Source organism: Sphingomonas kyeonggiensis (genome assembly GCF_014196745.1).
GTDB lineage: Bacteria > Pseudomonadota > Alphaproteobacteria > Sphingomonadales > Sphingomonadaceae > Sphingomonas > Sphingomonas kyeonggiensis.
In genome coordinates, this window is the sequence record NZ_JACIEH010000003.1 from 663,687 (window position 1) to 688,317 (window position 24,631).

17 protein-coding genes are annotated in these 24,631 nt (G+C 67.3%); 11 read left to right on the plus strand and 6 right to left on the minus strand.

The genetic code is table 11. The features are described 5' to 3' along the window. Positions 1 to 3: 3 nt before the first annotated feature. The 4 genes from GGR46_RS18355 (at position 4) to GGR46_RS18370 (ending at position 6,764) form a co-directional block, all read left to right on the plus strand. Complete coding sequence (locus GGR46_RS18355) at positions 4 to 906, plus strand: M23 family metallopeptidase (RefSeq protein WP_183999452.1); 903 nt, start codon at positions 4 to 6, stop codon at positions 904 to 906. 268 nt (positions 907 to 1,174) lie between these two features. Further along, a complete protein-coding gene (locus GGR46_RS18360) occupies positions 1,175 to 4,339 on the plus strand; it encodes a TonB-dependent receptor domain-containing protein (RefSeq protein ID WP_183999453.1) in 3,165 nt (1,054 codons plus the stop codon). A gap of 91 nt (positions 4,340 to 4,430) precedes the next feature. Then, positions 4,431 to 6,440 carry a tetratricopeptide repeat-containing sulfotransferase family protein gene (locus GGR46_RS18365; RefSeq protein ID WP_183999454.1) on the plus strand — a complete coding sequence of 670 codons (2,010 nt, stop codon included), beginning with the start codon at positions 4,431 to 4,433 and terminating at the stop codon, positions 6,438 to 6,440. Between the two features lie 60 nt (positions 6,441 to 6,500). Next, positions 6,501 to 6,764 (plus strand): hypothetical protein, encoded by a 264-nt coding sequence (locus GGR46_RS18370; RefSeq protein ID WP_183999455.1) that lies wholly within the window; start codon positions 6,501 to 6,503, stop codon positions 6,762 to 6,764. A gap of 52 nt (positions 6,765 to 6,816) precedes the next feature. Here the strand turns inward: GGR46_RS18370 and clpB are convergent, their stop codons facing one another. Further along, entirely contained in the window at positions 6,817 to 9,396 is a 2,580-nt protein-coding gene (gene clpB, locus GGR46_RS18375) for an ATP-dependent chaperone ClpB (protein WP_183999456.1), read from the minus strand. Between the two features lie 265 nt (positions 9,397 to 9,661). Here clpB and GGR46_RS18380 point away from each other — a divergent pair, with 265 nt between their 5' ends. Further along, complete coding sequence (locus GGR46_RS18380) at positions 9,662 to 11,968, plus strand: TonB-dependent receptor (RefSeq protein ID WP_183999457.1); 2,307 nt, start codon at positions 9,662 to 9,664, stop codon at positions 11,966 to 11,968. Positions 11,969 to 12,086: 118 nt separating this feature from the next. On the opposite strand, the gene GGR46_RS18385 is transcribed toward GGR46_RS18380, so the two are convergent. Further along, a complete protein-coding gene (locus tag GGR46_RS18385) occupies positions 12,087 to 13,766 on the minus strand; it encodes a M20/M25/M40 family metallo-hydrolase (RefSeq protein ID WP_183999458.1) in 1,680 nt (559 codons plus the stop codon). Positions 13,767 to 13,889: 123 nt separating this feature from the next. Between GGR46_RS18385 and GGR46_RS18390 the strand changes: the two genes are divergently transcribed. The 3 genes from GGR46_RS18390 (at position 13,890) to GGR46_RS18400 (ending at position 18,324) form a co-directional block, all read left to right on the plus strand. After that, positions 13,890 to 16,754, plus strand: coding sequence for a M16 family metallopeptidase (locus GGR46_RS18390; protein WP_183999459.1), 2,865 nt, complete (start codon positions 13,890 to 13,892; stop codon positions 16,752 to 16,754). Positions 16,755 to 16,768: 14 nt separating this feature from the next. Then, on the plus strand, positions 16,769 to 17,068 hold the full coding sequence (locus GGR46_RS18395; RefSeq protein WP_183999460.1) for a hypothetical protein: 300 nt from the start codon (positions 16,769 to 16,771) through the stop codon (positions 17,066 to 17,068). Positions 17,069 to 17,388: 320 nt separating this feature from the next. After that, positions 17,389 to 18,324, plus strand: coding sequence for a DUF808 domain-containing protein (locus GGR46_RS18400; RefSeq protein ID WP_183999461.1), 936 nt, complete (start codon positions 17,389 to 17,391; stop codon positions 18,322 to 18,324). Between the two features lie 89 nt (positions 18,325 to 18,413). On the opposite strand, the gene GGR46_RS18405 is transcribed toward GGR46_RS18400, so the two are convergent. From GGR46_RS18405 to gpmA, 4 genes are all read right to left on the minus strand, one after another. Beyond that, entirely contained in the window at positions 18,414 to 19,490 is a 1,077-nt protein-coding gene (locus GGR46_RS18405; protein WP_183999462.1) for a 5-(carboxyamino)imidazole ribonucleotide synthase, read from the minus strand. Further along, entirely contained in the window at positions 19,487 to 19,978 is a 492-nt protein-coding gene (gene purE / locus GGR46_RS18410; protein WP_246426213.1) for a 5-(carboxyamino)imidazole ribonucleotide mutase, read from the minus strand. Before purE ends, GGR46_RS18405 begins: the two co-directional genes overlap by 4 nt. A gap of 206 nt (positions 19,979 to 20,184) precedes the next feature. Next, on the minus strand, positions 20,185 to 20,877 hold the full coding sequence (locus tag GGR46_RS18415; RefSeq protein WP_183999463.1) for a hypothetical protein: 693 nt from the start codon (positions 20,875 to 20,877) through the stop codon (positions 20,185 to 20,187). A 1-nt stretch (position 20,878) separates the two neighbouring features. After that, positions 20,879 to 21,565: a 2,3-diphosphoglycerate-dependent phosphoglycerate mutase gene (gpmA, locus tag GGR46_RS18420; RefSeq protein WP_183999464.1), complete on the minus strand. Its 687-nt coding sequence runs from the start codon at positions 21,563 to 21,565 to the stop codon at positions 20,879 to 20,881. A gap of 69 nt (positions 21,566 to 21,634) precedes the next feature. Between gpmA and GGR46_RS18425 the strand changes: the two genes are divergently transcribed. The 3 genes from GGR46_RS18425 (at position 21,635) to GGR46_RS18435 (ending at position 24,629) form a co-directional block, all read left to right on the plus strand. Then, the gene (locus GGR46_RS18425) at positions 21,635 to 22,357 is read left to right on the plus strand and encodes a dienelactone hydrolase family protein (protein WP_183999465.1); all 723 of its coding nucleotides are present in this window, start codon (positions 21,635 to 21,637) and stop codon (positions 22,355 to 22,357) included. Positions 22,358 to 22,361: 4 nt separating this feature from the next. Further along, on the plus strand, positions 22,362 to 23,453 hold the full coding sequence (locus tag GGR46_RS18430; protein WP_183999466.1) for an FUSC family protein: 1,092 nt from the start codon (positions 22,362 to 22,364) through the stop codon (positions 23,451 to 23,453). A 174-nt stretch (positions 23,454 to 23,627) separates the two neighbouring features. After that, positions 23,628 to 24,629 carry a sigma factor-like helix-turn-helix DNA-binding protein gene (locus GGR46_RS18435; RefSeq protein ID WP_183999467.1) on the plus strand — a complete coding sequence of 334 codons (1,002 nt, stop codon included), beginning with the start codon at positions 23,628 to 23,630 and terminating at the stop codon, positions 24,627 to 24,629. The last annotated feature ends 2 nt before the right edge of the window (positions 24,630 to 24,631 follow it).

A 24,631-nucleotide genomic window follows, 5' to 3' on the forward strand; every position in this document is an offset into this window, starting at 1 on the left:
CTGATGGGACTCGCTGCCCGGCTACCCGCCGCGATCCTCGGCTTCACGCTGCTGGGCAGCGCGCAGCTGCCCGCCGTGCCGGGCGCGCCGGTGCCCGAGGCGATCGCCGCGCCGATCCCGGCGGCGCCCAATGTCGCGGGCCCCTTCACCTTCCAGGGCCAGTTGATCCAGGGCGGCGCGGTGATCGGCACCGCGCCCAGGGGTACCAGCCTGCTGACGCTCGACGGGGAATCGGTGCCGGTAACCTCGGACCGTCGCTTCCTGATCGCCTTCGACCGCGACCATGGCCCGAGCGCGACCCTGGTCGCGACGCTGGGCGACGGTACCCAGCAACGCCAGCTGCTGGCGATCGCGCCGCGCGCCTGGGACATTTCGCGGCTCAACACCCTGCCCAAATATCCGGTGCCGCGCCCCGAGTTCGATCGCGTGCGCCCCGGCGAGCTCGCGCAGATCAATGCTGCGCGGAAGATGCAGACCGACGCGGCCGGCTGGCGGCAGATGCCGTTCTTCTGGCCGGTGGTCGGGCGCATCTCCACCCTGTTCGGCTCGCAGCGCATCTATCGCGGCGAGCCCGGATCCTATCATTCGGGGATCGACATCGCCCGGCCGACCGGCACCACGGTGCTGGCGCCTGCCGACGGCGTGGTGATCCTCGTCGCGCCCCGGCCCTTCACGCTGGAGGGCAATCTGCTGATGGTCGATCACGGCGCGGGGCTCAACAGCGCCTTCATGCACCTGTCGCGCATCGATGTGCGGGTGGGCGAGCATGTCCGGCGCGGCCAGCCGATCGGCGCGGTGGGCATGACCGGGCGGGCGACCGGGCCGCATTTACACTGGAGCCTGAAGTGGCGCGACGCGCGGATCGATCCGCTGCTCGTGGCGGGGGCAATGCCCGTTACAGATTGAGGCGCGAATGTGTCGCGGTGCAACATAAAGAAACAGAAATTCGCATTATTGCGCAACATTCATAGTGTGAATGTGGTATTTCGGATACAGTAGACTTGAAAGCGCGCGCAGCATGATCGTGCGCAGTTTACAGTAACAGGGTCTCAATTCACGATCCCGCCAAGCTTCCTCGTCCTGATACGTGAGTTGCACACGAATGGGCGGCGAAGCGGGCAGAGAACGCGGCGGAGTACGCAAGTACAACCGTCGGAACACAGAGGGATCCATCATGAAGAACACGCAGATCAATCTGCGCGGCGGGACGGCGTTTACGGCGCTGGCCCTCGCGAGCGCATTTGTGGCGATGCCTGCGATGGCGCAGGACACCGGCGGCACCACTGCGGTGCCGGCGGCGACGGCGCAGGACGAACCGCAGGGCCAGGAAATCATCGTCACCGGCTCGCGCATTCCGCAGCCGAACCTGACTTCCACCGCCCCGGTCACCGTCGTCAGCGCCGAGGACATCAAGCAGCAGGGCACGACCCGTGTCGAAGACATGCTCAACTCGCTGCCGTCGGTTTCGGCCAGCCAGGCGAGCTCGCTCTCGAACGGCGCGGACGGCACCGCGACCGTCGACCTTCGCGGCCTGGGCACCAGCCGCACGCTGACCCTGGTCAATGGCCGTCGCCTGATGCCGGGCGACCCGAGCCCGACCAGCGGCTCCGCGGCTGACATCAACATCATCCCGGCGGCGATGGTGAAGCGCGTCGAAGTCCTGACCGGCGGCGCTTCGTCGACCTACGGTGCGGACGCCGTCGCCGGCGTCGTCAACTTCATCCTCGACACCGATTTCGAAGGCTTCCGGGTCGACGGCCAGTACAGCCTGTACCAGCACAACAACCGCAACACGGTCACGCCGAAGCTGCTCGATGCGCGCACTGCCGCGGGGCAGTCGGGCTTCGACTATCCGAAGGGCAACATCTCCGACGGCGGTACCTTCGACGGCACGATCGCCTTCGGCACTGCGCTCGGTGATCGCGGCCACGCGATGGCCTATTTCGGCTACCGCAAGGTCAACGCCGTCACCCAGTCGCGTCGCGACTACAGCGCCTGCACCATCCAGAATGGCGGCAGCGGCTCGCTGCAGTGCGGCGGCTCGCTGACCTCGGGCAACGGCACCGCGATTCTGTTCGATCCGACGATCAACACCGCGTCGTCGACCGTCTACACCTTCATGCCGAATGGCGGCTTCGAGAACACCACGACGCGCTTCAACTTCGCGCCGACCAATTATTTCCAGCGTCCGGACGAGCGCTTCACCGGCGGCGCCTTCGTCAACTACGATGTCAGCGACGCTTTCAAGCCCTATCTCGAATTCATGTTCATGGACGACCGCACTGTCGCCCAGATCGCCCCGTCGGGCGATTTCGGCAACACGCTGACCGTCAACTGCGACAACCCGCTGATGTCGGCCACTCAGCGCGCGAAGATCTGCGCCCCGGGCAACCTGATCAACGGCATGCTCGGCAACTTCCCGCTCGCCGCGGCCGCGCCGTACAACCCGAACCCGGGCGCTGCGCCGCTGACCTATTTCGACCCGGTCACCGGCACCGCCTATAACCGTGCCTTCATGCAGCTCCTGCGCCGCAACACCGAAGGCGGCCCGCGTCAGGCGGACCTGCAGCACACCAATTTCCGCGGTGTGATCGGTGCGAAGGGTGATCTGTCCTCGGCATGGAGCTATGACGCTGCCTATCAATATGGCCGCGTCAACTATTCGCAGGTCTATTCGAACGAGTTCTCGGCTGCCCGCCTGGCGCGTGCGCTCGACGTCGTCGACAATCCCAACCTGCCGGGCGTGAATCCGGTCTGCCGCTCGGTGCTCGACGGCAGCGACACGTCCTGCGTGCCCTACAATGTCTTTGGCGGCCCGGGCCAGGCCAGCGCGGCAGCGGTCGCCTATCTGAGCGCGACCGGCTTCCAGAAGGGCAACACCACCGAGCAGGTGGCGAACGTCTCGTTCACCGGCGATCTCGGCGAATATGGCGTGAAGTTCCCCTGGGCGGCCGATGGCATCGGCGTGAACGTCGGTGCGGAATGGCGCCGTTCGTCGCTCGACCTGCAGACCGACAGCGCCTTCCAGGCCGGCGATCTGACCGGTCAGGGCGGCGCGACGCTGCCGATCTCGGGCAATTTCCGCGTCTTCGAGTTCTTCGGCGAAGCCCAGGTGCCGATCGTGCAGAACGGCTTCATCGACTCGCTGTCGCTGAACGCGGGCTATCGCCGTTCGTCGTACAAGACGAGCGGTGGCAACAAGTTCGACACTGATACCTACAAGATCGGCATCGACTTCGCGCCGGTGTCGGACATCCGCTTCCGCGCCACCTATAACCGCGCGGTGCGTGCACCGAACCTGCAGGAACTGTTCTCGTCCCCGACGGTCGGCCTCAACGGATCGGTCGATCCGTGCGCCGATATCGGCCCGATCGCCGCAACCAACTATGGCTGCCGCGCGCAGGGCATCAATGTGGGCCAGGGCATCACCGGCAACCCGGCGGGCCAGTATAACGGCCTGATCGGCGGCAATAAGAACCTCGATCCGGAAATCGCGACGACCAAGACGCTCGGCCTGGTGTTCCAGCCCAGCTTCATCCCGAAGCTGGCCATCACCGTCGACTATTTCGACATCAAGGTGAAGAACGCGATCCGTTCGTTCGGCCAGGACGCGATCCTGCAGGACTGCGTCGGCAAGGCGACCGCCTCGTTCACGCCGGCCTCGTGCTCGCTGGTCCACCGCGACGCAGCGGGCTCGCTGTGGCTGACCCCGGGTGGCTATGTCAGCGATCTGCCGAACAATGTCGGCACGCTGCAGACCAAGGGCATCGAAGTGGGCGCGAGCTACTCGATCGGCCTCGGTTCGCTCGGCAAGCTCTCGCTGAACATGCAGGGCACCTATCTCGACAGCTACAAGATCAACAACGGGCTGAGCGAGACCTATGACTGCGCGGGCTATTACGGCTCGACCTGCAGCATCGGCGGTACCACCGACGCGGGCGCGCCGCTGCCGAAGTGGCGGCACAAGCTGCGTGCCAGCTGGCAGGCCAATGAGAGCATCGGCCTGTCGGCGCAGTGGCGCTATGTCGGGGCGATCCAGTCGCAGGCCCGCAGCAGCGATGCGGCGCTCAACGCGCCCTTCGTGTTCAACCCGGGCTCGCGCCTGAAGCCGTTCAACTACATCGACCTGACCGGCACCTTCAATGTCGGCAAGGCCTATACGTTCCGACTGGGCGTCAACAACCTGTTCGACCTGGAGCCGCCGCTGGTGACCTCGGGCAACGCCGGCCGCGCCGGTTCGAACCAGTGCCCGACCGGTCCGTGCAACGGCAACACCTACCCCGCGACCTATGATGCGCTCGGCCGCTATCTGTTCGTGGGTGCAACGCTCAACTTCTGATCCTTCCCGGATCGAAGTGACGAGGGGGCGGTCGGCACTGCCGGCCGCCCCTACTTGTATCCGGCGTATCTGACGGACCATAATCATGGCGATGAACCAGGCTTCCACCGCGGCTCGCACGAGCCGGGAGATTCTCGCCGCCGCGATGCCGCGCGCGCAGGCCGGCGACTTTGCCGGCGCCCAGGCGATCGTCGAGGCCGGGCTGGGCCAGGCCGACGATCCCGCGCCGCTCCACGCTTTCATCGGCATGCTCTGCGCCCGCCGCGGCGCGCTCGCCGATGCGGCGACACATCTCGACCAGGCGCTTCGCCTGCGCCCCGACGACGTCACCATCGCCTGCAACCGCATCGCCGTGGCGATCGACCTCAAGGACCACGAGGGCGCGCTCGAAGTGGCGACCCTGGCGCGCGCCCAGGCCGATCCCAGCCTGCGGATCGCCCGCTACCGCGCCTTCGTCGCGCAGGAGCTCGGCCGGTTCGACGAGGCTGCCGAGACCTATGACTTCGTACTCGCCCGCGCGCCCGACGATTTCGAAAGCTGGAACAATCTGGGCAATGCCCGTTCCGCGCTCGGCGATTTCGACGGGGCGATCGCCGCGCTCGAACGGGCGGTTGCGCTCGACCGGCGAGCGGCGCCGACGCGCCTCAATCATGCCCTGACCCTGCGCTCTGCCGGCCGTGCCGAAGCTGCCGAGGCGGCGCTGCGTGACGCGGCGCGCGACTTTCCCGCGGATGCCCGCCCGCTCCACGAACTCTATGTGCTGCTCAAGGAACTGGGCCGCCACGCCGAGGCGCTGGAGACGCTCGAGGCCGCCGCCGCGCGTGACGGCGACGACATGGTCGTGCAGCTCAAGCTCGCCATCGAATATGGCCTGGTGATGGATGCCGACAAGGCGGAGGTCGCCTATCGCCGTGTGCTGGCGGGGCGCCCGCAAGAGCATCTCGCCTATCTGGGCCTGGCGATCCATTACGAGCATGCCAATCGCGAGGACGAGCTGGCGCCGCTGGTCGAACTGGCGGCGGCCAACGCGATCGATGGCGGCACGCTGAACTTCCTGTCGGCGCTCGAGCATCGCCGCGCCAAGCGCTTCGAGGCGGCGCTGGCCTGCCTCGACCAGGTGCCGGAGGACATCGAGCCCGAGCGCACCGCGCATCTGCGCGCGACCTTGCTCGATCGCCTCGGGCGCAGCGACGCGGCCTTTGAATGGATCGAGGAAGCCGGCCGGCGCCATGCCGCCCATGCGTCCGACCCGCTCGGCCGTGCCGCCGAACTCCGCGCGGAGGTGCGCGGCGAGATCGGGCGGATGACGCCCGAATGGGCGCGGAGCTGGACCCCGGACGCCGCGCCGGCCGCCGCCACGCCGGTATTCCTGCTCGGCTTTCCGCGTTCGGGCACGACGCTGCTCGACACGATATTGATGGGACACCCTCAGACGGTGGTGCTCGAGGAGAAGCCGACGCTGCTGGTGATCGACCAGGAGATCGGCGGCTTCGATGCGCTCGCCGGCATGGATGCCGATGCGATCGAAGCCGCCCGCGCGCGCTATTTCGAGGAAGTCGCGCGGCACGTCGATCTCGCCCCTGGCCAGATGCTGGTCGATAAGTCGCCGCTCTATCTCTACAAGCTGCCGCTGATCCGCCGCCTGTTTCCGGAAGCGCGCATCATCCTGTCGCTGCGCCATCCGTGCGACGTGCTGCTCAGCTGCCTGATGAGCAATTTCCGCCTGAACCGGGCGATGTCGAACTTCCTGCGGCCCGAGGATGCGGCCGAGCTCTACGATCTGAGCTTCCGGCACTGGGAAGCGGCGCAGGCGCTGTTCGGCATGCCGGCGCACCGGATCGTCTACGAGCAGCTCGTCGCCGATGTCGAAGCCGAGGTGCGGCCGCTGTTCGACTGGCTGGGTCTCGACTGGACGCCGGAGGCGCTCGATCACACCCGCACCGCGCGCTCGCGCGGGCTGATCACCACCGCCAGCTATTCGCAGGTCACCGAGCCGATCTACACCCGCTCGGCCGGGCGCTGGCAGGCCTATCGCGAGCATCTTCGCCCGGTGCTGCCGATCCTGGAGCCGTGGGTGGAACGCTTCGGCTATTCACTGTAGTATTCGACTGGTACACGTTCGCACTATCTTGCGTTCGCAGACTTGTAAGGAGTGGTTGCAATGATCCGATCTGCCCTGGTCGCCTGCACGGTCGCAGTCGCCCTGTCTGGTTTCACGCCGGTCTCGGCGCAGGAAAAGCCCAAGAAGAACGGCACGCCCGATCCGAACGAAGTCATCTGCCGCAAGGAAGCGGTGCTGGGCAGCCGGCTGCAGACCATGAAGACCTGCATGACGCGCGCGCAATGGGCCGAGCAGCGGCAGCTCGACCGGCAGAATATCGAGCGCGCCCAGGTTGGCAGCTGCCAGCGGCAGGGCGGCTGCTGATTCCCGAACGCGCGTGACGAAGGGGTAGCCGGGCGGCCACCCCTTCGCGCCGTCAGGCGACGTTGAGCTTCAGCGCGCCGTCGCCTTCGTCGATGTGCACGGTCGACCCGTCCTTCACCTCGCCGCGCAGGATCATGTCGGCGAGCGGATCCTGCAGATAGCGCTGGACGGCCCGCTTGAGCGGCCGCGCGCCATAGACCGGATCATAGCCGACCCGGCCCAGCCAGGCGCGGGCGGCATCGGTCAGGTCGATCTGGATCTTGCGATCCTTGAGCAGCTTGCCGACGCGGCCGACCTGGATGTCGACGATCGGCGCCATATGCTCCGCGCCCAGCCGGTGGAACAGGATGATCTCGTCCAGCCGGTTGAGGAATTCCGGGCGGAAATGCCCGCGGACGACTTCCATCACCTGCGGCTCGACGCTCTCGACCGGCTGCCCCTCGCCCAGATTGGTGAGGAACTGCGAGCCGAGGTTCGAGGTGAGGATCACGATCGTGTTCGAGAAGTCGACCGTGCGGCCCTGGCCGTCGGTCAGCCGCCCGTCGTCCAGCACCTGGAGCAGGATGTTGAACACGTCGCCATGCGCCTTCTCGACTTCGTCGAACAGCACGACCTGGTAGGGCCGCCGCCGCACCGCCTCGGTCAGCACGCCGCCTTCCTCATAGCCGACATAGCCGGGAGGGGCGCCGATCAGCCGCGCGACCGCGTGCTTCTCCATGAACTCGCTCATGTCGATGCGCACCATCGCGTTGGGATCGTCGAACAGGAACTCCGCCAGCGCCTTGGTCAGCTCGGTCTTGCCGACGCCCGTCGGCCCGAGGAACAGGAACGAGCCGAGCGGCCGGTTCGGGTCTTGCAGGCCGGCGCGCGAACGGCGCACCGCGGTCGACACGGCCTTCACCGCATCGGCCTGGCCGATCACGCGCTTGCCGATCACTTCCTCCATGGCGAGGAGCTTCTCGCGCTCGCCCTCGAGCATCTTGTCGACCGGGATGCCGGTCCAGCGGCTGACCACCGCGGCGATGTCGTCGGCGGTGACTTCCTCGCGCAGCATCGCGCCCCTGGTGGTGTTCTGCGCCTCGGCCAGCTGCTTCTCCAGCGCCGGGATCGCGCCGTAGCTGAGCTCGGCCATCTTCGCGAGATCGCCGGCACGCTGCGCCTGGTCGAGCTCGCCGCGCGCGGCATCGAGCTGTGCCTTGATCTGCGCCTCGGCGTTGATCTTGTCCTTCTCCGCCTGCCAGCGCGTGGTCAGCTCGGCCGATTGCTGCTTGAGATTGGCCAGCTCGCTTTCGAGCGAGGCGAGCCGGTCCTTCGACGCAGAATCGGTCTCCTTGCGCAGTGCCTCGCGCTCGATTTCGAGCTGCATGATCCGGCGATCGAGATTCTCGATCTCCTCGGGCTTGGACTCGACTTCCATGCGGATGCGCGAGGCCGCCTCGTCCATCAGGTCGATCGCCTTGTCGGGCAGGAAGCGGTCGGTGATGTAGCGGTTGGAGAGGGTCGCGGCGGCGACGATCGCGCCGTCGCTGATCCGCACGCCGTGGTGCAGGTCGTACTTCTCCTTGATGCCGCGCAGGATCGAGATCGTGTCCTCGGCCGTCGGCTCGCCGACGAAAACCGGCTGGAAGCGGCGCTGGAGCGCGGCGTCCTTCTCGACATACTTGCGGTACTCGTCGAGCGTCGTTGCGCCGATGCAGTGCAGCTCGCCGCGCGCGAGCGCGGGCTTGAGCAGGTTGCCGGCGTCCATCGCGCCCTCGGTCTTGCCCGCGCCGATCAGCGTGTGCATCTCGTCGATGAACAGGACGATCTGGCCCTCGGCGCCCTTCACTTCGTCGAGCACGCCCTTCAGCCGCTCCTCGAACTCGCCGCGATATTTCGCGCCGGCGATGAGCGAGCCCATGTCGAGCGACATGAGCGTGCGGTCCTTCAGATTGTCGGGCACGTCGCCATTGGCGATGCGCAGGGCGAGGCCTTCGGCGATCGCGGTCTTGCCGACGCCCGGCTCGCCGATCAGCACCGGGTTGTTCTTGGTGCGGCGGGCCAGGATCTGGATGGTGCGGCGGATTTCCTCGTCGCGGCCGATCACCGGATCGAGCTTGCCGTCCCGCGCCGCCTGGGTGAGGTCGCGCGCGAACTTCTTGAGCGCGTCATACCGGTCCTCGGCGCCGGCAGTGTCGGCGGTGCGGCCACCGCGCATCTGGTTGATCGCGGCGTTCAGCGCCTCGGGCCGCGCGCCCGCAGCCTGCAGTGCCTTGCCGGCCGCGGTGTTGAGCGACAAAGCGAGCGCGACGAGCAGCCGCTCGACGGTGACGAAGCTGTCGCCGGATTTCTGCGCGATCTGCTCGGCCTGGTCGAGCACGCGCACCGTGTCATTGTCGAGGCCCGGCGTCTGCTGCGCGCCCGAGCCCGAGACGGCGGGGATCTTCGACAGCGCCAGGTCGGTCTCGCTCAGCGCGCGCTTGGCGTCGCCGCCCGCGGCCTGGATCAGCCCGCTCGCCATGCCCTGCTCGTCCTCGAGCAGCGCCTTCAGGATATGTTCCGGCGCGATCCGCTGGTGGTTCATCCGGATCGCGACGGTCTGCGCCGACTGGAGGAAGCCCTTGGCGCGGTCGGTGAATTTCTCGAGGTTCATGCTCGTCCCTGTTGGTTCCTTGCCCCGCCAGATAGTGTTGCAAAGATGCAACACAAGGGGTGCCTCCTACGCTTGTCGTAACATGTAGTGGCACAGCGGCCGGCGCCAAGCCACGGCAGGCATTGGGCTTTGTTGCCTGTCCGAAACCTGTAACTGCGCAGACGCGCAAATGACATGCGAACTACCCGATGTTGCAACGCAGCATCCGTAGCGGCCGCGCAGCGGGGCATTGGGGCCTCGCCAATATCTTTTCAGGGAAATACGCATGCGCAAGGCTGCAATCTGGCTGCTCGCCGGAACTTCGATTCTGATTTCCGGGACGGCAATGGCGCAGGAGATCCAGCCGGTGGCGCCGGCCTCGGCCGCGGACGAAGGCGGTGAAGAGGGCCAGATCGTCGTGATCGGCCGCGGCGAGACCCGCCAGGTCCAGCAGATCTCGGCCAGCGACATCGCCGAGCTCGCCGCGGGCACCAGCCCCTTGAAGGCAATCGAGAAGCTGCCCAGCGTCAACTTCCAGTCGGCCGATCCGTTTGGCGCCTATGAATGGGCGCAGCGCGTCTCGATCCGCGGGTTCAACCAGAACCAGCTCGGCTTCACGCTTGATGGCATCCCGCTCGGCGACGCCAGCTATGGCAACGTCAACGGCCTGCACATCAGCCGCGCGATCACCAGCGAGAATGTCGGCGAAGTGCGCGTGGCGCAGGGCGCCGGCTCGATCGGCACCCAGGCGACCAACAATCTCGGCGGCACGATCGAGTTCTTCTCGCGCGATCCTTCGGACCAGTTCGGCGTCCATGCCGAGGGCACTTATGGCAGCGAGAACACCGTGCGCCTGTTCGGCCGCATCGAGAGCGGCGACATCGGCGGCGGGGTGAAGGCCTATGCCTCCTATGTCTATTCGGACATGGACAAGTGGAAGGGTTGGGGCTCGCAGCGCACCAACCAGGCCAATGGCAAGATCGTCGCCCCGGTGGCCGACGACGTCCGCCTGGTCGGCACGATCAGCTATTCCGATCGCCGCGAGAACGACTATCAGGATCTGTCGCTCGGCATGATCAAGCGTCTCGGCTACAACTGGGACAATATCTCGAACGACTATGCCCTGGCGGTCCGCATCGCCGACATCGCCAATAATCGCGGCGATACCGGTGCTCCGGTGTCGAACGCGGCAGCCGGCACCGCCTATCCGGCGCCGATCACCTCGGTCGACGATGCCTATTTCAACGCCGCGGGCCTCCGCCGCGACTGGCTGGGTTCGTTCGGCGTCGAGGGCGAGAGCGCCGGGCTGAACTTCGCGCTCAAGGGCTATTACCACAACAATCACGGCCAGGGCCTGTGGTACACGCCGTACGTGCCGAGCCCGGGCGCCGGCGCCTCGCCGATCTCGATCCGCACCACCGAGTACGACATGGACCGCAAGGGCGTGTTCGGTCACACCGGCGGCCAGTTCGGCGAGCACAACGACGTCACCGTCGGCTTCTGGTACGAGCGCAACGACTTCCAGCAGGCCCGCCGCTTCTACGCCCTGTCGAGCCGCACCCAGGTGACGCGCGACAGCCAGGACTTCCAGTCGAACCCTTTCGCGACCCAGTGGGACTTCGACTATTCGACCGACACGTTCCAGTATTACGTCCAGGACAAGCTGACCTTCGGCGACCTGACGCTGAACCTCGGCTGGAAGGGCTTCAAGGTGAAGGACAAGGCCAGCCCGAACGTCTCGGGCGGCCTTGCCTCGGGTCAGATCGACGTGACCGACTGGTTCCAGCCGACCGCCGGCTTCAACTACAAGATCGGCGGCGGTGCCGAACTGTTCGGCGGGTTCAGCCAGGTGACGCGCGCCTTCGTCGCCTCGGCCACCACCGGTCCGTTCGCTACCACCCAGGCCGGCTTCAACGCGCTGCTCTCGGGCTCGACCAAGCTCAAGCCCGAACAGTCGGACACCTATGAGCTGGGCGGCCGCTTCCGCTCGGGGCCGTTCACCGGTTCGCTTGCCGGCTATTATGTCAACTTCCGTAACCGCCTGCTCGGCGTCACCACCGGCGCCGGCATCGTCGGCAATCCGGTGACGCTGCAGAATGTCGGCGGCGTCCGCTCGCTCGGCATCGAGGCGACCGGTGACCTCAAGCTCGGCAGCGGCTTCGGCGCCTTCGTGTCGTACAGCTACAATGACTCGACCTATCGCGACGACGTTCGCAACGCCGCCGGCACGCTGCTCGCCGCGACCAAGGGGAAGACCGTGGTCGATGCGCCCAAGCACCTGCTCAAGGGCGAGCTGACCTATGACCTGGGCGGCTTCAACGCCCGTATCGGCGCCAATTATATGAGCAAGCGCTACTTCACCTACACCAACGACCAGTCGGTCGGCGGCCGGGTGCTGGTCGATGCCACGCTCGGCTACAAGTTCGACCTGGGCGGCCACGACCTGGAGATCCAGGCCAATGCGACCAACCTGTTCGACAAGAAGTACGTCTCGACGATCGGCACGAACGGCTTCGGCAATTCGGGCGACAACATGACGCTGATGGTCGGCGCGCCGCAGCAGTTCTTCGTCACGCTGAAGGCCGGCTTCTGACGGGCTTCTCTCTCCCGGGCAGCAATGGGAGGGAAGGGAAAGGCCGGGGCGAAAGCTCCGGCCTTTTCCGTTCCAAATCCTCCCCCCGGAGGAGGAGGATTGTGAATGCCGATACGGCCTAGTTCTTCTTCGGCGCGGGCACCGGGATGGTGATCACCGCCGGCGACCGGGCGGGCGTTGCCGGCACGCCCGCCGGCCGCGGGGCCTTGGGCGCATCCTTGGCATAGCGGTCGCCGAAGCTGTTGCCGGCGTACCAGCGCGGCTCCTGGTCGCTATCGGCGATCTCGCGCGCGATCAGATAGTTGATCTTCGCGAACTTGGCGCCGGCCTGCCAGTCGAAGGGCTGGCGGAGGTCGTCGCTCACCTTGTGGTAGTTGGTCTTGAGGAAGTCGCGGAACGCCTTCTCTCCGCCATTCTTGAAGCCGGTGACGAGGAAGATCGACGGCACGCCCGCCTGGACGAAGCTGTAGTGATCCGAGCGCAGGAACAGCTGTTCCTCGGGCATCGGATCGGGCGAAAGCGTCACGCCCATCTTTGCCGCCGCGCGCTCGACGATCGGGCCGAGCGTCGAATGCTCGGCGCCGAAGGCGACCACGTCCTGGAAGTCGTAGAGCAGGATCGGCATGTCGAGATTGACGTCGGCCACCACCTTGCCGCTGCCGGTCACCGGATAGCGGGCGAGATATTCGGAGCCGATCAACCCGTCCTCCTCCGCGGTCAGCGCGACGAACAGGATCGAGCGGCGCGGGCGCTTGCCGGTCTGGGCGAAGGCGCGGGCGGCCTCGAGCATGCTCGCCACGCCCGCCGCATTGTCCATCGCGCCGTTGAAGATCTTGTCCTCGCCCTCGATGCCGGGCTGGGTGCCTTCATGGTCGAGATGCGCGGAGAGCACGACATATTCATTGGCCAGCTTCGGATCCGAACCCGGCAGCACGCCGATCACATTGTTGCTCTTCTTGATCGTGACGATGCTGGTCCGCTGCAGGGTCAACCGCTGCCTGAGCGCGAAGCCGGCCGGCACCGCGTCCGGCTTGGCGAGCGCGGCATAGAGCTGCGCCGCGCTCGTCGGTGCGCCCTTGAACAGCGCGTCGGCAGCGGCGCCCTTCACATAGGCGCCGATCTTCAGGCCCGGATTCTCGCCCTTGGGAAAGCCCTTGGCATCGAGCCAGTTGTTCTGCGGCTGCTGGAAGTAATTGACCGCCTGCGCCCAGGGGAAGGCGCCCTTCAGATTGTCGGGCGTGATCAGGTAGAGCGTGCCGAGCGCGCCGTGCTTGCCGGCGATGCTGGCCCGGTCGAACTTGCCGGGTGCTGCGCCCGGCGGATTGCCGATCAGCGTGACGACGAACTTGCCGGTCACGTCGAACCCGGCATAATCCTCCTCGCGACCATAGCCGACGAACACCGCGTCGGCGGTGAGGATTTGGGTCTCGTCGCCATGGACCGGGCTCGGCCCGAACAGCACGTCCTCGCCGCCGGCGAACTTCTTGCCCGCAACGGTGAACGAGGCGGGCTTGTCGGCATCGAGCACATATTCGGCGATGTTCACCGGCTGGTACCAGCCCTGCGTTCCGCCGGGCTTGAATCCCATCGCATCGAAGCGGCTGGAGACATAGCGCGCCGCGATGTCGAAGCCTTCGGTGCCATTATCGCGCCCGCCGAGCAGGTCGTCGGCGAGGAATTCGACATGCGCGCGCACTTCGTCGGGGCTGAACACCGGCTCCGCGGTGCCGGCCTGGGCCCAGGCACAGGCGGGGGCGACGCCCAGCGAGAGCGCGATGACGAACGGTACGAAGCGCATGAAATTCCCCTGAAATGGCGCAATTTCCGGTCAGGCTAGAGCAAATGGTAACATGCGCAACTGACTTGCGGGACTGATACACCGCGTTATGCTCCCGCCATCCAGTCCGTTCGGGGGTATCAGATGAAATCGTTGAAGATGTTCTGCAGCGCGTCGATCAGTGCGCTTGCGATCGGTGCCGCGATGCCGGCGATCGCGCAGCAGGCGCCGGCCACTGCGGCGGCACCGGCCCGGGCCAAGCCGGTTGCGGTCTCGGAACTCGTGAAGAAGGTCGACATCCCCTATGAGGCGTTCACCCTCAAGAACGGCCTGCGCGTGCTCGTCCACACCGATCGCAAGGCGCCGATCGTCGCGGTTTCGACCTGGTACGATGTCGGCTCCAAGCACGAGCCGGCCGGCAAGACCGGCTTCGCCCATCTGTTCGAGCATTTGATGTTCAACGGTTCGGAAAACGCCCCCGGCGATTTCTTCGAGCCGCTCAAGCAGGTCGGTGCCACCGATTTCAACGGCACCACCAGCTTCGATCGCACCAATTATTTCGAGACCGTGCCGCGTCCGGCGCTCGATCGCGCGCTGTTCCTCGAGAGCGACCGCATGGGCTATCTGCTCGGTGCGATCACCCAGGGCGTGCTCGACGAGCAGCGCGGCGTCGTCCAGAACGAGAAGCGCCAGGGCGACAACCAGCCTTATGGACTGGTCTATTACTCGATCCTCGAGAACCTGCTAGGCAGCACCCCCTATGGCCATAACGTGATCGGCTCGATGGCCGATCTCGATGCCGCCAGCCTCGACGACGTGAAGAACTGGTTCCGTTCGCACTACGGCCCGAACAACGCGATCCTGGTCCTTGCCGGCGATATCGATGCCAAGGAGGCCAGGCCGCTCGTCGAGAAATATTTCGGCGCGATCCCGGCCGGCCCGAAGAGCGTGCTGCCCAAGGTGACCGTGCCGACGCTCGCCGCGCCCAAGACGGTGACGCTGAAGGACAGCGTCGCCGCCACGCTGATCGTGCGCAGCTGGGCGGTGCCCGGCATGAACGATACGGATGCGACGCCGCTCAACGTCTTCGCCTCGGTGCTCGGCGGCCTGGCCAGCTCGCGGCTCGATAACGAGCTGGTGCGCAAGCAGAAGACCGCGGTGCGCGCCTCGGCCGATGTCGATTCGATGGCGCAGATCGGCATCTTCTCGATCCAGGTCGTGGTGAAGCCGGGCGTCGATCCGGCGCTCGTCGAGAAGCAGATCGACGGCGTCGTCGCCGATCTGCTCAAGAACGGGCCGACCGCGGACGAAGTGGCCCGCGTCGCCACCACCAATGTCTCGGGCCGTATCTCGGGTCTCGAATCCGTCGGCGGCTTCGGCGGCAAGGCCGTCGCGCTGGCCGAGGGGCAGCTCTATTCGAACGATCCGCTCTTCTTCAAGAAGCAGCTGGAGGCGATGGCCAAGGTCACGCCGGCCCAGGCCGTCGCGGCCGCTAACAAGTGGCTCGGCCGCCCGGCGCTCACCGTGATGGTCGTCCCCGGCCAGCGTGAGGCGTATCAGGAAGCGACCGCGGTTGCCGCCAAGCCGGCGGAAGGCCCCGCGGCGGAGCCGGCCAAGGGCACCCGCGGCGCGCTGCCCGATGTGGCGCCGATCGGTGACCTGGTATTCCCGAAGGTCGAGCGGACCAAGCTCTCGAACGGCATCGAGCTCGTCTATGCCAATCGCAATGCCGTGCCGGTCACCCAGCTCTCGATGAGCTTCGATGCCGGCGTCGCTGCCGATCCGTCGGAGAAGCTCGGCACCCAGCGCCTGACGCTCAACATGATGGACGAGGGCACCACCACGCTCGATTCGGTGGCGTTCTCGGAAGCACGCGAGCGGCTGGGCGCGAACATCGGTTCGGGCAGCTCGGCCGATCGCACCTATCTCAGCGTCGATGCGCCGAGCCCCAATTTGGCCGGCGCGCTCGATCTGTTCGCCGATGTCGTCGAGCGTCCGGCCTTCGCCCCGGCCGAACTCGAGCGGGTGCGCGGCCAGATGCTGACCGGCATCGCGCAGGAGCTGACCAGCCCGCAGGGCATGTCGAACCGCATGGTGCCGCGCGTCCTGTATCCGGCCGGCAGCCCCTATGCGAAGCTGGCTGCCGGCGGCGGTGATCCCGCCGTGGTCAAGGCGATCACGCGGGACGATCTGGTCGCCTGGCACAAGGCATGGATCCGCCCGGACAAGGCCAAGATCTTCGTGGTCAGCGATCGCCCGCTCGCCGAGATCAAGGCGGCGCTCGAAGCCCGTTTCGGCGGCTGGAAGGCCGAAGGCGCGGCAGGCACCAAGAGCTTCGCCGCGACCACCCAGGCTATGACGCCCAGGATCATCCTGATCGACCGGCCGAACTCGCCCCAGTCGCAGATCATCGCGACGCAGCTGACCGGCGTCGATCCCTTCTCGGACACGCTGCCGGTGGCGACAGCCAACCAGGCCCTCGGCTCGGGCTTCCTGTCGCGCATCAACATGGATCTGCGCGAGGCGAAGCACTGGTCCTATGGTGCGGGCGGCGGCTTCAGCTTCCTGGAGCACGCCGTGCCCTACACGATCAGTGCCCCGGTCCAGGCGGACAAGACGGGGGATTCGATCAAGGCGATCCAGCAGCAGGTGAAGGACTTCCTCACCACCAAGGGCGTGACCAACGACGAGCTGGTTCGCGAAGTCAACGGCTCGACTCGCGAGCTGCCTGGCCGCTTCGAAACTTCGGATGCGGTGCTCAGCGGGATGCAGCAGAACGACCTGCGCCGCCGGCCGGACGATTATTTCACCACGATCGCGCAAAAATATCGTGCGCTCACCATTCCGCAGCTTGACGCTGCGGCACGCGCGGCTCTCGACCCGAACAAGTTCGTCTATGTGGTCGTGGGTGACGCTTCCAAGGTCCGGCCGCAGCTTGACAGCATCGGCCTCCCCGTCGAGGTGGTTCCGGCAGCGTCGCTGGCGAGCACCAAGCCGGCGGGCAACTAATCAGGAGAGCTCTCATGGCGAATGTGGATGGCAGCTGGAACACGGTCGTGAAGTCGCCGCTCGGTGACCAGGCGGCGGTGTTCACCGTGACCAGCAACGGCGACACCTTCAGCGGCACCTTTGCCGGCGCGATGGGCAATGCCGAAGCCAAGGACGGCAAGGTCGATGGCGACAAGCTGACCTGGTCGATGGACGTGTCGGTTCCCATGCCGATGACGCTCACCGGCGAGGCGACCGTGGACGGCGATACGCTCACCGGCACCGTCACGGCGGGGGCGTTCGGCGCCTTCCCGCTCACCGGCACGCGCGCCTGATCGCGCGTAGCTCGAGGTAACGGAGCGCCCGTCCCGCACAGCGCGGGGCGGGCGTTTTGTTTTGGGGAAGCGGAGGCGAGGGCGAACCGCTACCCTCGCCTCCACAAGATGCGCTGCCGCAGGGCTACGGCCCGCACCTTCCCGACCGGCGCCCCGACGAGCGCACCAGGGCAGCGCATGGGAACCGGCCGGGCCTGTCGTTTCGCAAACGGATCGGCAGGCCTGATCCGGGGACCAAGGAGAAATGGTGCAGCCGTGCGCGTTGCGCGGGGCGACGGCTCCGCTATGTGCTGAACTGCAATTCACAAAAAGGGGACAACATGGCGGGCGGTCTGGTCGCATTGCTGGATGACGTGGCGGCACTGGCCAAGCTGGCGGCGGCGTCGCTCGACGACGTGGCGGGTGCCGCGGGCCGGGCGGGCACCAAGGCGGCGGGCGTGGTGATCGACGATGCCGCGGTAACCCCGCGCTACGTCGTCGGCCTCACGCCGGACCGCGAGCTGCCGATCATCTGGAAGATCACGCTCGGCTCGCTGCGCAACAAGCTGCTCTTCATCCTGCCCGTCGCGCTGCTGCTCAGCGCCTTCGCGCCCTGGGCCGTCACGCCGCTGCTGATGATCGGCGGCGCCTATCTGTGCTTCGAGGCGGCCGAGAAGATCATCGAGGCGCTGTCCGGCCATCATGCCGAGGAGGAAGTCGCCGAGATCGACACCCCGGCCGAGCTGGAGAAGCGCCAGGTGGCCGGCGCGATACGCACCGACTTCATCCTTTCGGCGGAGATCATGGCGATCGCGCTGGCGGAGCTGCCCGACGCCTCGCTCGGCATGCGCGCTGCGGCGCTGGCAGCGGTCGCGGTGGCGATCACCGTGGGCGTCTACGGCGTGGTCGCGCTGATCGTGAAGATGGACGATATCGGCCTGCACCTCAGCAAGCGCCCTTCGGCGGGCGCGAAGCAGCTGGGCCTGTTCCTGGTCAAGGCCATGCCGGTGCTGCTCCAGGCGCTGTCGCATATCGGCGTGGCGGCGATGGTCTGGGTCGGCGGCGGCATCCTGCTGCACGGGCTCGAGGTCTTCCACTTCGATGCGATCCCGCATTTCGTCCACCATCTCGCCGAAGTGGCCGGCCATGCCGTGCCGTTCGCCCAGGGCTTCGTGGAATGGCTGGTCGGCGCGATCGGGGCGGGCATCTGCGGGCTGATCGTCGGCGCGGCGATCGCCGGCGTGCTGCATCTGGTGCCGAAGAAGAAGGCGCGCTGAGCCGCAATCGTCATCCCGGCGAAAGCCGGGATCTCAGGCGAGGGCGCGAAAAGAGCCGCACGAGATCCCGGCTTTCGCCGGGATGACGGTTATGCCCGCTTCACCCGCGTGACATGCCCCATCTTGCGCCCGGGCCGGGCATCGCCCTTGCCATAGAGGTGCAGGTGCACGCCCGGCTCGGCGAGCAGCTCCGCCCAGCGGTCCGCATCGGCGCCGATCAGGTTCTCCATCTCCACCCGGGTGCCGGTCAGTGCCGTCGAGCCGAGGGGCAGGCCGCAGATCGCGCGGATATGGTTCTCGAACTGCGAGCACTCGGCACCTTCGATGGTCCAGTGCCCGGAGTTGTGCACGCGCGGCGCCATCTCGTTGAACACCGGCCCTTCGTCGGTCGCGAAGAACTCGAGCGTCAGCACGCCGACATGGCCCAGCGCCTCGGCGACGCGGCCGGCAAGGGCAGCGGCCTCGGTCCAGTGGCGGGCGATCTCGGCCGGGGCGGGCACGGTCGACTTGTCGAGGATGCCGTCCTTGTGCTCGTTCCAGGGCGGCGGATAGCTCGCCAGCGCCCCATCCACGCCGCGCACCGTGATGATCGAGAATTCGTGGCTGAAGGTGACGAAGCCTTCGAGGATCGCCGGGCGCTCGCCGATCTCTTCCCACGCCGCCGCGGCCTCCGCCACGTCGCGGATGCGGACCTGGCCCTTGCCGTCATAGCCGAGCCGCAGCGTCTTCAGGATCGACGGCGCGCCGATCTTGGCGATGGCTTCGTCCAGCTGCTCGCGCGTCTCGACCAGCGCCCAGGGCGCGGTCCGCCCGCCGAGCGCGGCGACGAATGCCTTTTCCCGCGCACGATCCTGCGCGATCGACAGGCTCTGCGCGCCAGGGCGCACCGGCACCTTGTTCGCGAGATGCTCGACCGGCCCGATCGCGATATTCTCGAACTCGTAGGTGACCACGTCGCACTGGGCGGCGAGCTCGTCGAGGACGATGCGGCTGTGATAATCGGCGCGGGTGTAGCTGGAAGCGGTCTGCGCGGCGACGCTCTCTTCGTCCGGCGCCAGCACATGCGTGCGGTAGCCGAGTTGCGCGGCGGCGACCGCGAGCATGCGGCCGAGCTGGCCGCCGCCGAGGATGCCGATGGTCGAGCCGGGGGGAAGCGCGCCGCTCATTCGGGGTCGGTCGCCACGCCGTCGGTCTGCGCCGCGCGCCACGCCTGCAGGCGCTCGCTCAGCGCTTCGTCCGACGTCGCCAGGATCGCGGCCGCAAGAAGCCCGGCATTGATCGCCCCGGCCTTGCCGATCGCCAGCGTGCCGACGGGAATGCCGCCGGGCATCTGGGCGATCGAGAGCAGGCTGTCCATGCCCTTCAGCGCCTTGGATTCGACCGGTACGCCGAGCACCGGCAGGTGCGTCATCGAAGCGGCCATGCCGGGCAGGTGCGCCGCGCCGCCGGCCCCGGCGATGATCACCTTGAGGCCGCGATCGGCCGCACCGGTCGCATAGTCATAGAGTCGCTGCGGGGTACGGTGCGCCGAGACGACCTTGGTCTCGTGCGGCACGCCAAGCTTTTCGAGGATCTTGGCGGCGTGGTGCATCGTCTCCCAATCGGAAGTGCTGCCCATGATGATGCCGACCAGAGGTGCCACGTCTTGCCCCATGCTGTTGGAAGCGGGCTGACTAGAGGGAAGGGCCGGGGAGGGCAACCAGCTATTCAAATCCTCCCCCAGCAAGCTGGGGGAGGGGGACCGCCGAGCGAAGCTCGGTGGTGGAGGGGCGCGCCGGGCACCGGCGCGTTGCGCCGGCCCCTCCACCATCGCTGCGCGATGGTCCCCCTCCCCGAGACGAGCTCGGGGAGGATTTGGCGTCACCGTCCGCCCATAGCCCTCTGGCACGGATGCACCGTCGCCCCACTCACCGGCGGGCACGGCGCGAAATATTGCCGATCGAGCGCGATGTCATGGAGATACGACTCGATCCCGCTCTCGCCGATCGCCCATTTGCCGTCGCGATACATCACCAGATCGCGCGAAACATGCTCGTTCTTCAGCGCCTCGGGCATGCCGGGGAAGCTGCGGGTGACGCGCGGATCACGGGCCCAGGCGGGGGCATCGACCAGGCGGAAGCGATAGACCAGCTGCGGGGTCGCATCGCTCGGCAGGCGCCTGGGCTTCATCGTCAGCCCGGTTACGACCCGCCGGCCATAGCAGAGCGCGACCGGCTTCTTGTCCGCGCCGATGTCCCGCACCTCGAGCAGCGGCCGGGCAAGCGCGGTCGGCGCGTAGCGTATCGCCTGCCTGTCCTCCGGCGTTCCCGTCGCGCGGATCAGCCCGAGCTCGGTCAGCGCGGCCACGCCCGGCATCGGTGCCTCGCCGGGGTCCGCATGGATGTCGAGCGGCAGGAAGCCGTCCAACAGCGTCGCGCATTGGCGATAGCCGTCCAGCTGCTTCTGGATCGCGGCGCGGGCGGATCCGTCGTCGATCGCGCGCTGCGCGTCGGCGAAGGGATCGTGCCCGCACCCGGTCAGGGCGAGCGCGGCGATCAGGGCCGCGCCGCGCATCTCAGCGCTCGTTGAGGTAGTAGCGGTCCAGCGCGTTCAGCTGGTCGTCCAGCTCATAGACGATCGGCTGGCCGGTCGGGATCTCCAGGCTGACGATCTCCTCGTCGGGAATGCCCGACAGGTGCTTCACCAGCGCGCGCAGCGAATTGCCGTGCGCCGCGATCAGCACGCGCTTGCCGGCCTTGAGCTCGGGCGCGATCCGCTCTTCCCAATAGGGCAGCACGCGCGCGATCGTGTCCTTCAGCGATTCGGTCTGCGGGATCGCCACGCCGTGATAGCGGGTGTCCTTGGCCAGGTCCCAGGGCGAGCCCTGCTCGGGCAGCGGCGGCGGCACGTCGAAGCTGCGGCGCCAGATCTTCACCTGCTCGTCGCCGTGCAGCGCCGCGGTCTCGGCCTTGTTGAGCCCGGTCAGGCCGCCATAATGGCGCTCGTTGAGCTTCCAGCTCTTCTCCTCGGGCAGCCACAGCCGGCCCATCGATTCGAGCGCCAGGTGCAGCGTCTTGATCGCGCGGCTCTGGAAGCTGGTGAAGCACAGGTCGAAGTCGAGACCCTTGTCCTTCATCAACGTGCCGGCGTCGCGCGCTTCCTGCACGCCCTGCTCGGTCAGGTCGACGTCCCACCAGCCGGTGAAGCGGTTCTCGAGGTTCCAGGCCGACTGGCCGTGGCGGATCAGGACGAGCTTGGGCATGTGAACTCCTTGCAACCGGTTGCGAGCGTCCTTAGCGGCAGGAGCGAGCGGGACAAGGGAGACAAGGCGATGGCGATCGTTCGGCAGACTCTGATGTATCAGGGCCCCGGCGGCCCGTTCGAGGGCGTGATCGCCTATGAGGACGAAGTGGCCACGGCCCGTCCGGGCGTGCTCGTCCTGCCCAATGTGCTCGGCCAGAAGGAAGCCGACAACGTCCATGCCGAGAATCTGGCGAAGCTCGGTTATGTCGCGCTGGCCGCCGACGTCTATGGCCAGGGCAAGCGCACCCAGCATGGACCCGAGGCCGGCGTCTACATGGCGCAGCTCAACGCCGACCGCGCGCTGCTCCGCGACCGTCTCGCCGCGTCGCTGCAGGCGCTGTCCGGCTTCGACCGCGTCGATCCCGCGAAGCTGGCCGCGATCGGCTTCTGCTTCGGCGGCAAGTGCGTGCTCGACATGGCGCGCGCCGGGTTGCCGATCCTGGGCGGCGTCTCGTTCCACGGCGTCTATGACCGGCCCGACCATGAAAACGTCTCTCCGATCGCGGCCAAGCTGCTCGTCTGCCATGGCTGGGAAGACCCGATCGCCCCGCCGGAGAAGACCGTGGCGCTGGCGCAGGAGCTGACCGAATCGGGCGCCGACTGGCAGATCCATGCCTATGGCCATGCCGGCCACGCCTTCACCGACCAGGACCGCAAGACCTCCACCATCCCGGGCGTGGTCTATGAGCCCAGGGCCGATCGCCGCAGCTGGCAGGCGATGACCAATTTCCTCGAGGAAGTCTTCGCCTGATCCGATGACCGAGGCGGCACCCCGCAAGCGTCTGGTCGACCGGGTCACCGCCCGGACCGTGGACGAGGCGGAAGTCGTCGCCTCGGTGCTGCTCGCCATCGCGGTGGCGCACTGGCTCGGCGCGGCAAACGTCTATTGGGCCGCGTTCGCCGGGTACATGGTGATGCGCGGCCATGCGGGCGAAACGCTGGTGCGGGGGCTGCTGCGCATCACCGGCACCGGCGCGGGCGGGCTGCTCGCGCTCGCTGCCGCGCCGTTCCTCGGCTGGTGGCCGGCCGCGGCGGCGGCGCTGTTCCTGGTCGGCGGCGGCGCGCTCTATGCCGCGATCACCGCCAAGCGCTCCTATGCCTGGCTGTTCTTCGGGCTCACCTTCGCGATGGTGGTGCTCGACAAGCTTGCCCATCCCGATGTCGCGCTCGCCCGATTCGTTGAGACGCGGGTGCTGGAGACGGTGGCCGGCACGCTCGCCTGCCTAGCGGTCAGCCTCGCTTCCACGCTCACCCTGCGCCGCATCTGGCCGGCCACGCCCAGCCCGCGCCCCGCCGCGCTCGGCTGGCACCCGGAGGCTGCGCGCCATGCGCTGCAGGCCGCCACCGCGCTCGCGTTGCTCGTCGGCCTTTCGGCCTGGCTGCACCTGCCGGCACTGTCCCAGGCGGCGATCGGGATCATGGCGGTGATGCTGGTTCCCGCCGATTCGATCGGGGCGAGCGGGCTGATGCCGGTCAGCCGGCGGCTGGTGCAGCGCTTCCTGGGCTGCCTGGCCGGCGCCGCGCTAGCCGCCCTGATCCTGTTCGTCGCGCAGGGATCGCCGCCGCTGTTGATCCTCGGCACGATTCTCGGGGTGGTGATCGGCCGGCATCTGGAGAATGGCGATCATGCGCACCGCTATGTCGGCACCCAGTTCGCGCTGGCGATTCTCATCGTGCTGGTGCCCGACAGCTATGCCGATGCCGAGATCCGGCCGGCACTGATGCGACTCGCCGGCGTGTTGATCGGCTTCGCGGTGCTCGAGCCGGTGCTGCTCGCCTGGCACTGGATCGCGCCAAGCCGGCAAGTCGCGGTACGGTCAAAGGATGATGCGCCGGGCGATATCTAGAGGAATCCGCGAGTCGCCCGGATAGTTAACGGAATGTCTACACCCCGAACCCGGATTCATCCGTAAGGTGCGACTACCATAAGGGTTCCCGCCGAATATTCGGGGGACCGGGCCAGGTTCATAAACCCCTCACGACAGCAGCCGAGGGGCTGCAGAAGCAGGGGATTGCAGACCATGTCGAAGACCACGATCGCGCTCGAAGCCGCCGTTGCCATCGTCCTCGAGAACACGCCGAAGGACGTACCGCAGAGCAACCGCCAGCGCGTCACCGTCGACCGTGCCTTCGCCCAGATCCTCAAGCTGATCGCCCCGCGCATCCGCCACTTCGTGCGCCAGTATGGCCTGACCGCCCATTGGGAAGATGCCGAGCAGTGCTGCGCCATTGCCGTGCACCGCGCGATCGAGGGCTATGACCCCACCAAGGCGCAGTTCACCACCTTCGTGAACTGGCAGATCCGCGGCGAGCTGCAGAGCCTGCGCTTCCGCCTGATGACCGATCAGCGCCCGTCGGCGAAGAAGGTCGAGGCGACCACCGTTTCGCTCAGCGCCCTCGCCACCTCGCCCGACGGCGACGAGATCAGCCCCGAGGCGATGATCGAGGACGAATTCGCCCTGGAGCGCACCGAGGCCGCGGCTTCGGACTATCTCGCCGAGGGCGCCGTTTCCGAACTCATCGACGCCTATGTCGACCAGCTCCGCAAGGTCGGTGTCGAGGCGCTGCGCCGCCGCCCCCGCGCCAAGAAGGCCGCTGCCACGGTCCGCCGCGAAGGCCCGTTCAAGACTGTCGATCCCGTGGCGCTCGAGCAGCTCGAGGCCAAGCTGGTCCGTGATCGCCAGATCGTCGAGCGCCGCCTGTTCGACAGCGCCACGCTGGACGAGGTCTCGGCCGATACCGGCGTGACCAAGGAGCGCATCCGCCAGATCACCAAGCAGGCGACCAAGCTGCTCACCGAAATCGCCGCCGAGGCGCCGCGCTTCGAGATGATGGCCGACGATGCCCGCCGCGCGATGCCGCCGGCCCGTCCGCGCCGCAGCATCGCTGCCGCCAAGCAGGTCTCGCTGCTCCCCGATCCCAGCGCGCTCCACAACCGCCTGTCGCACATCGAGGCGATCGAGGCCGAGCGCATGGCCTATGTCACCCCGGCCCTGCCGGTCGCCCAGCTGGTGATGCACTGATC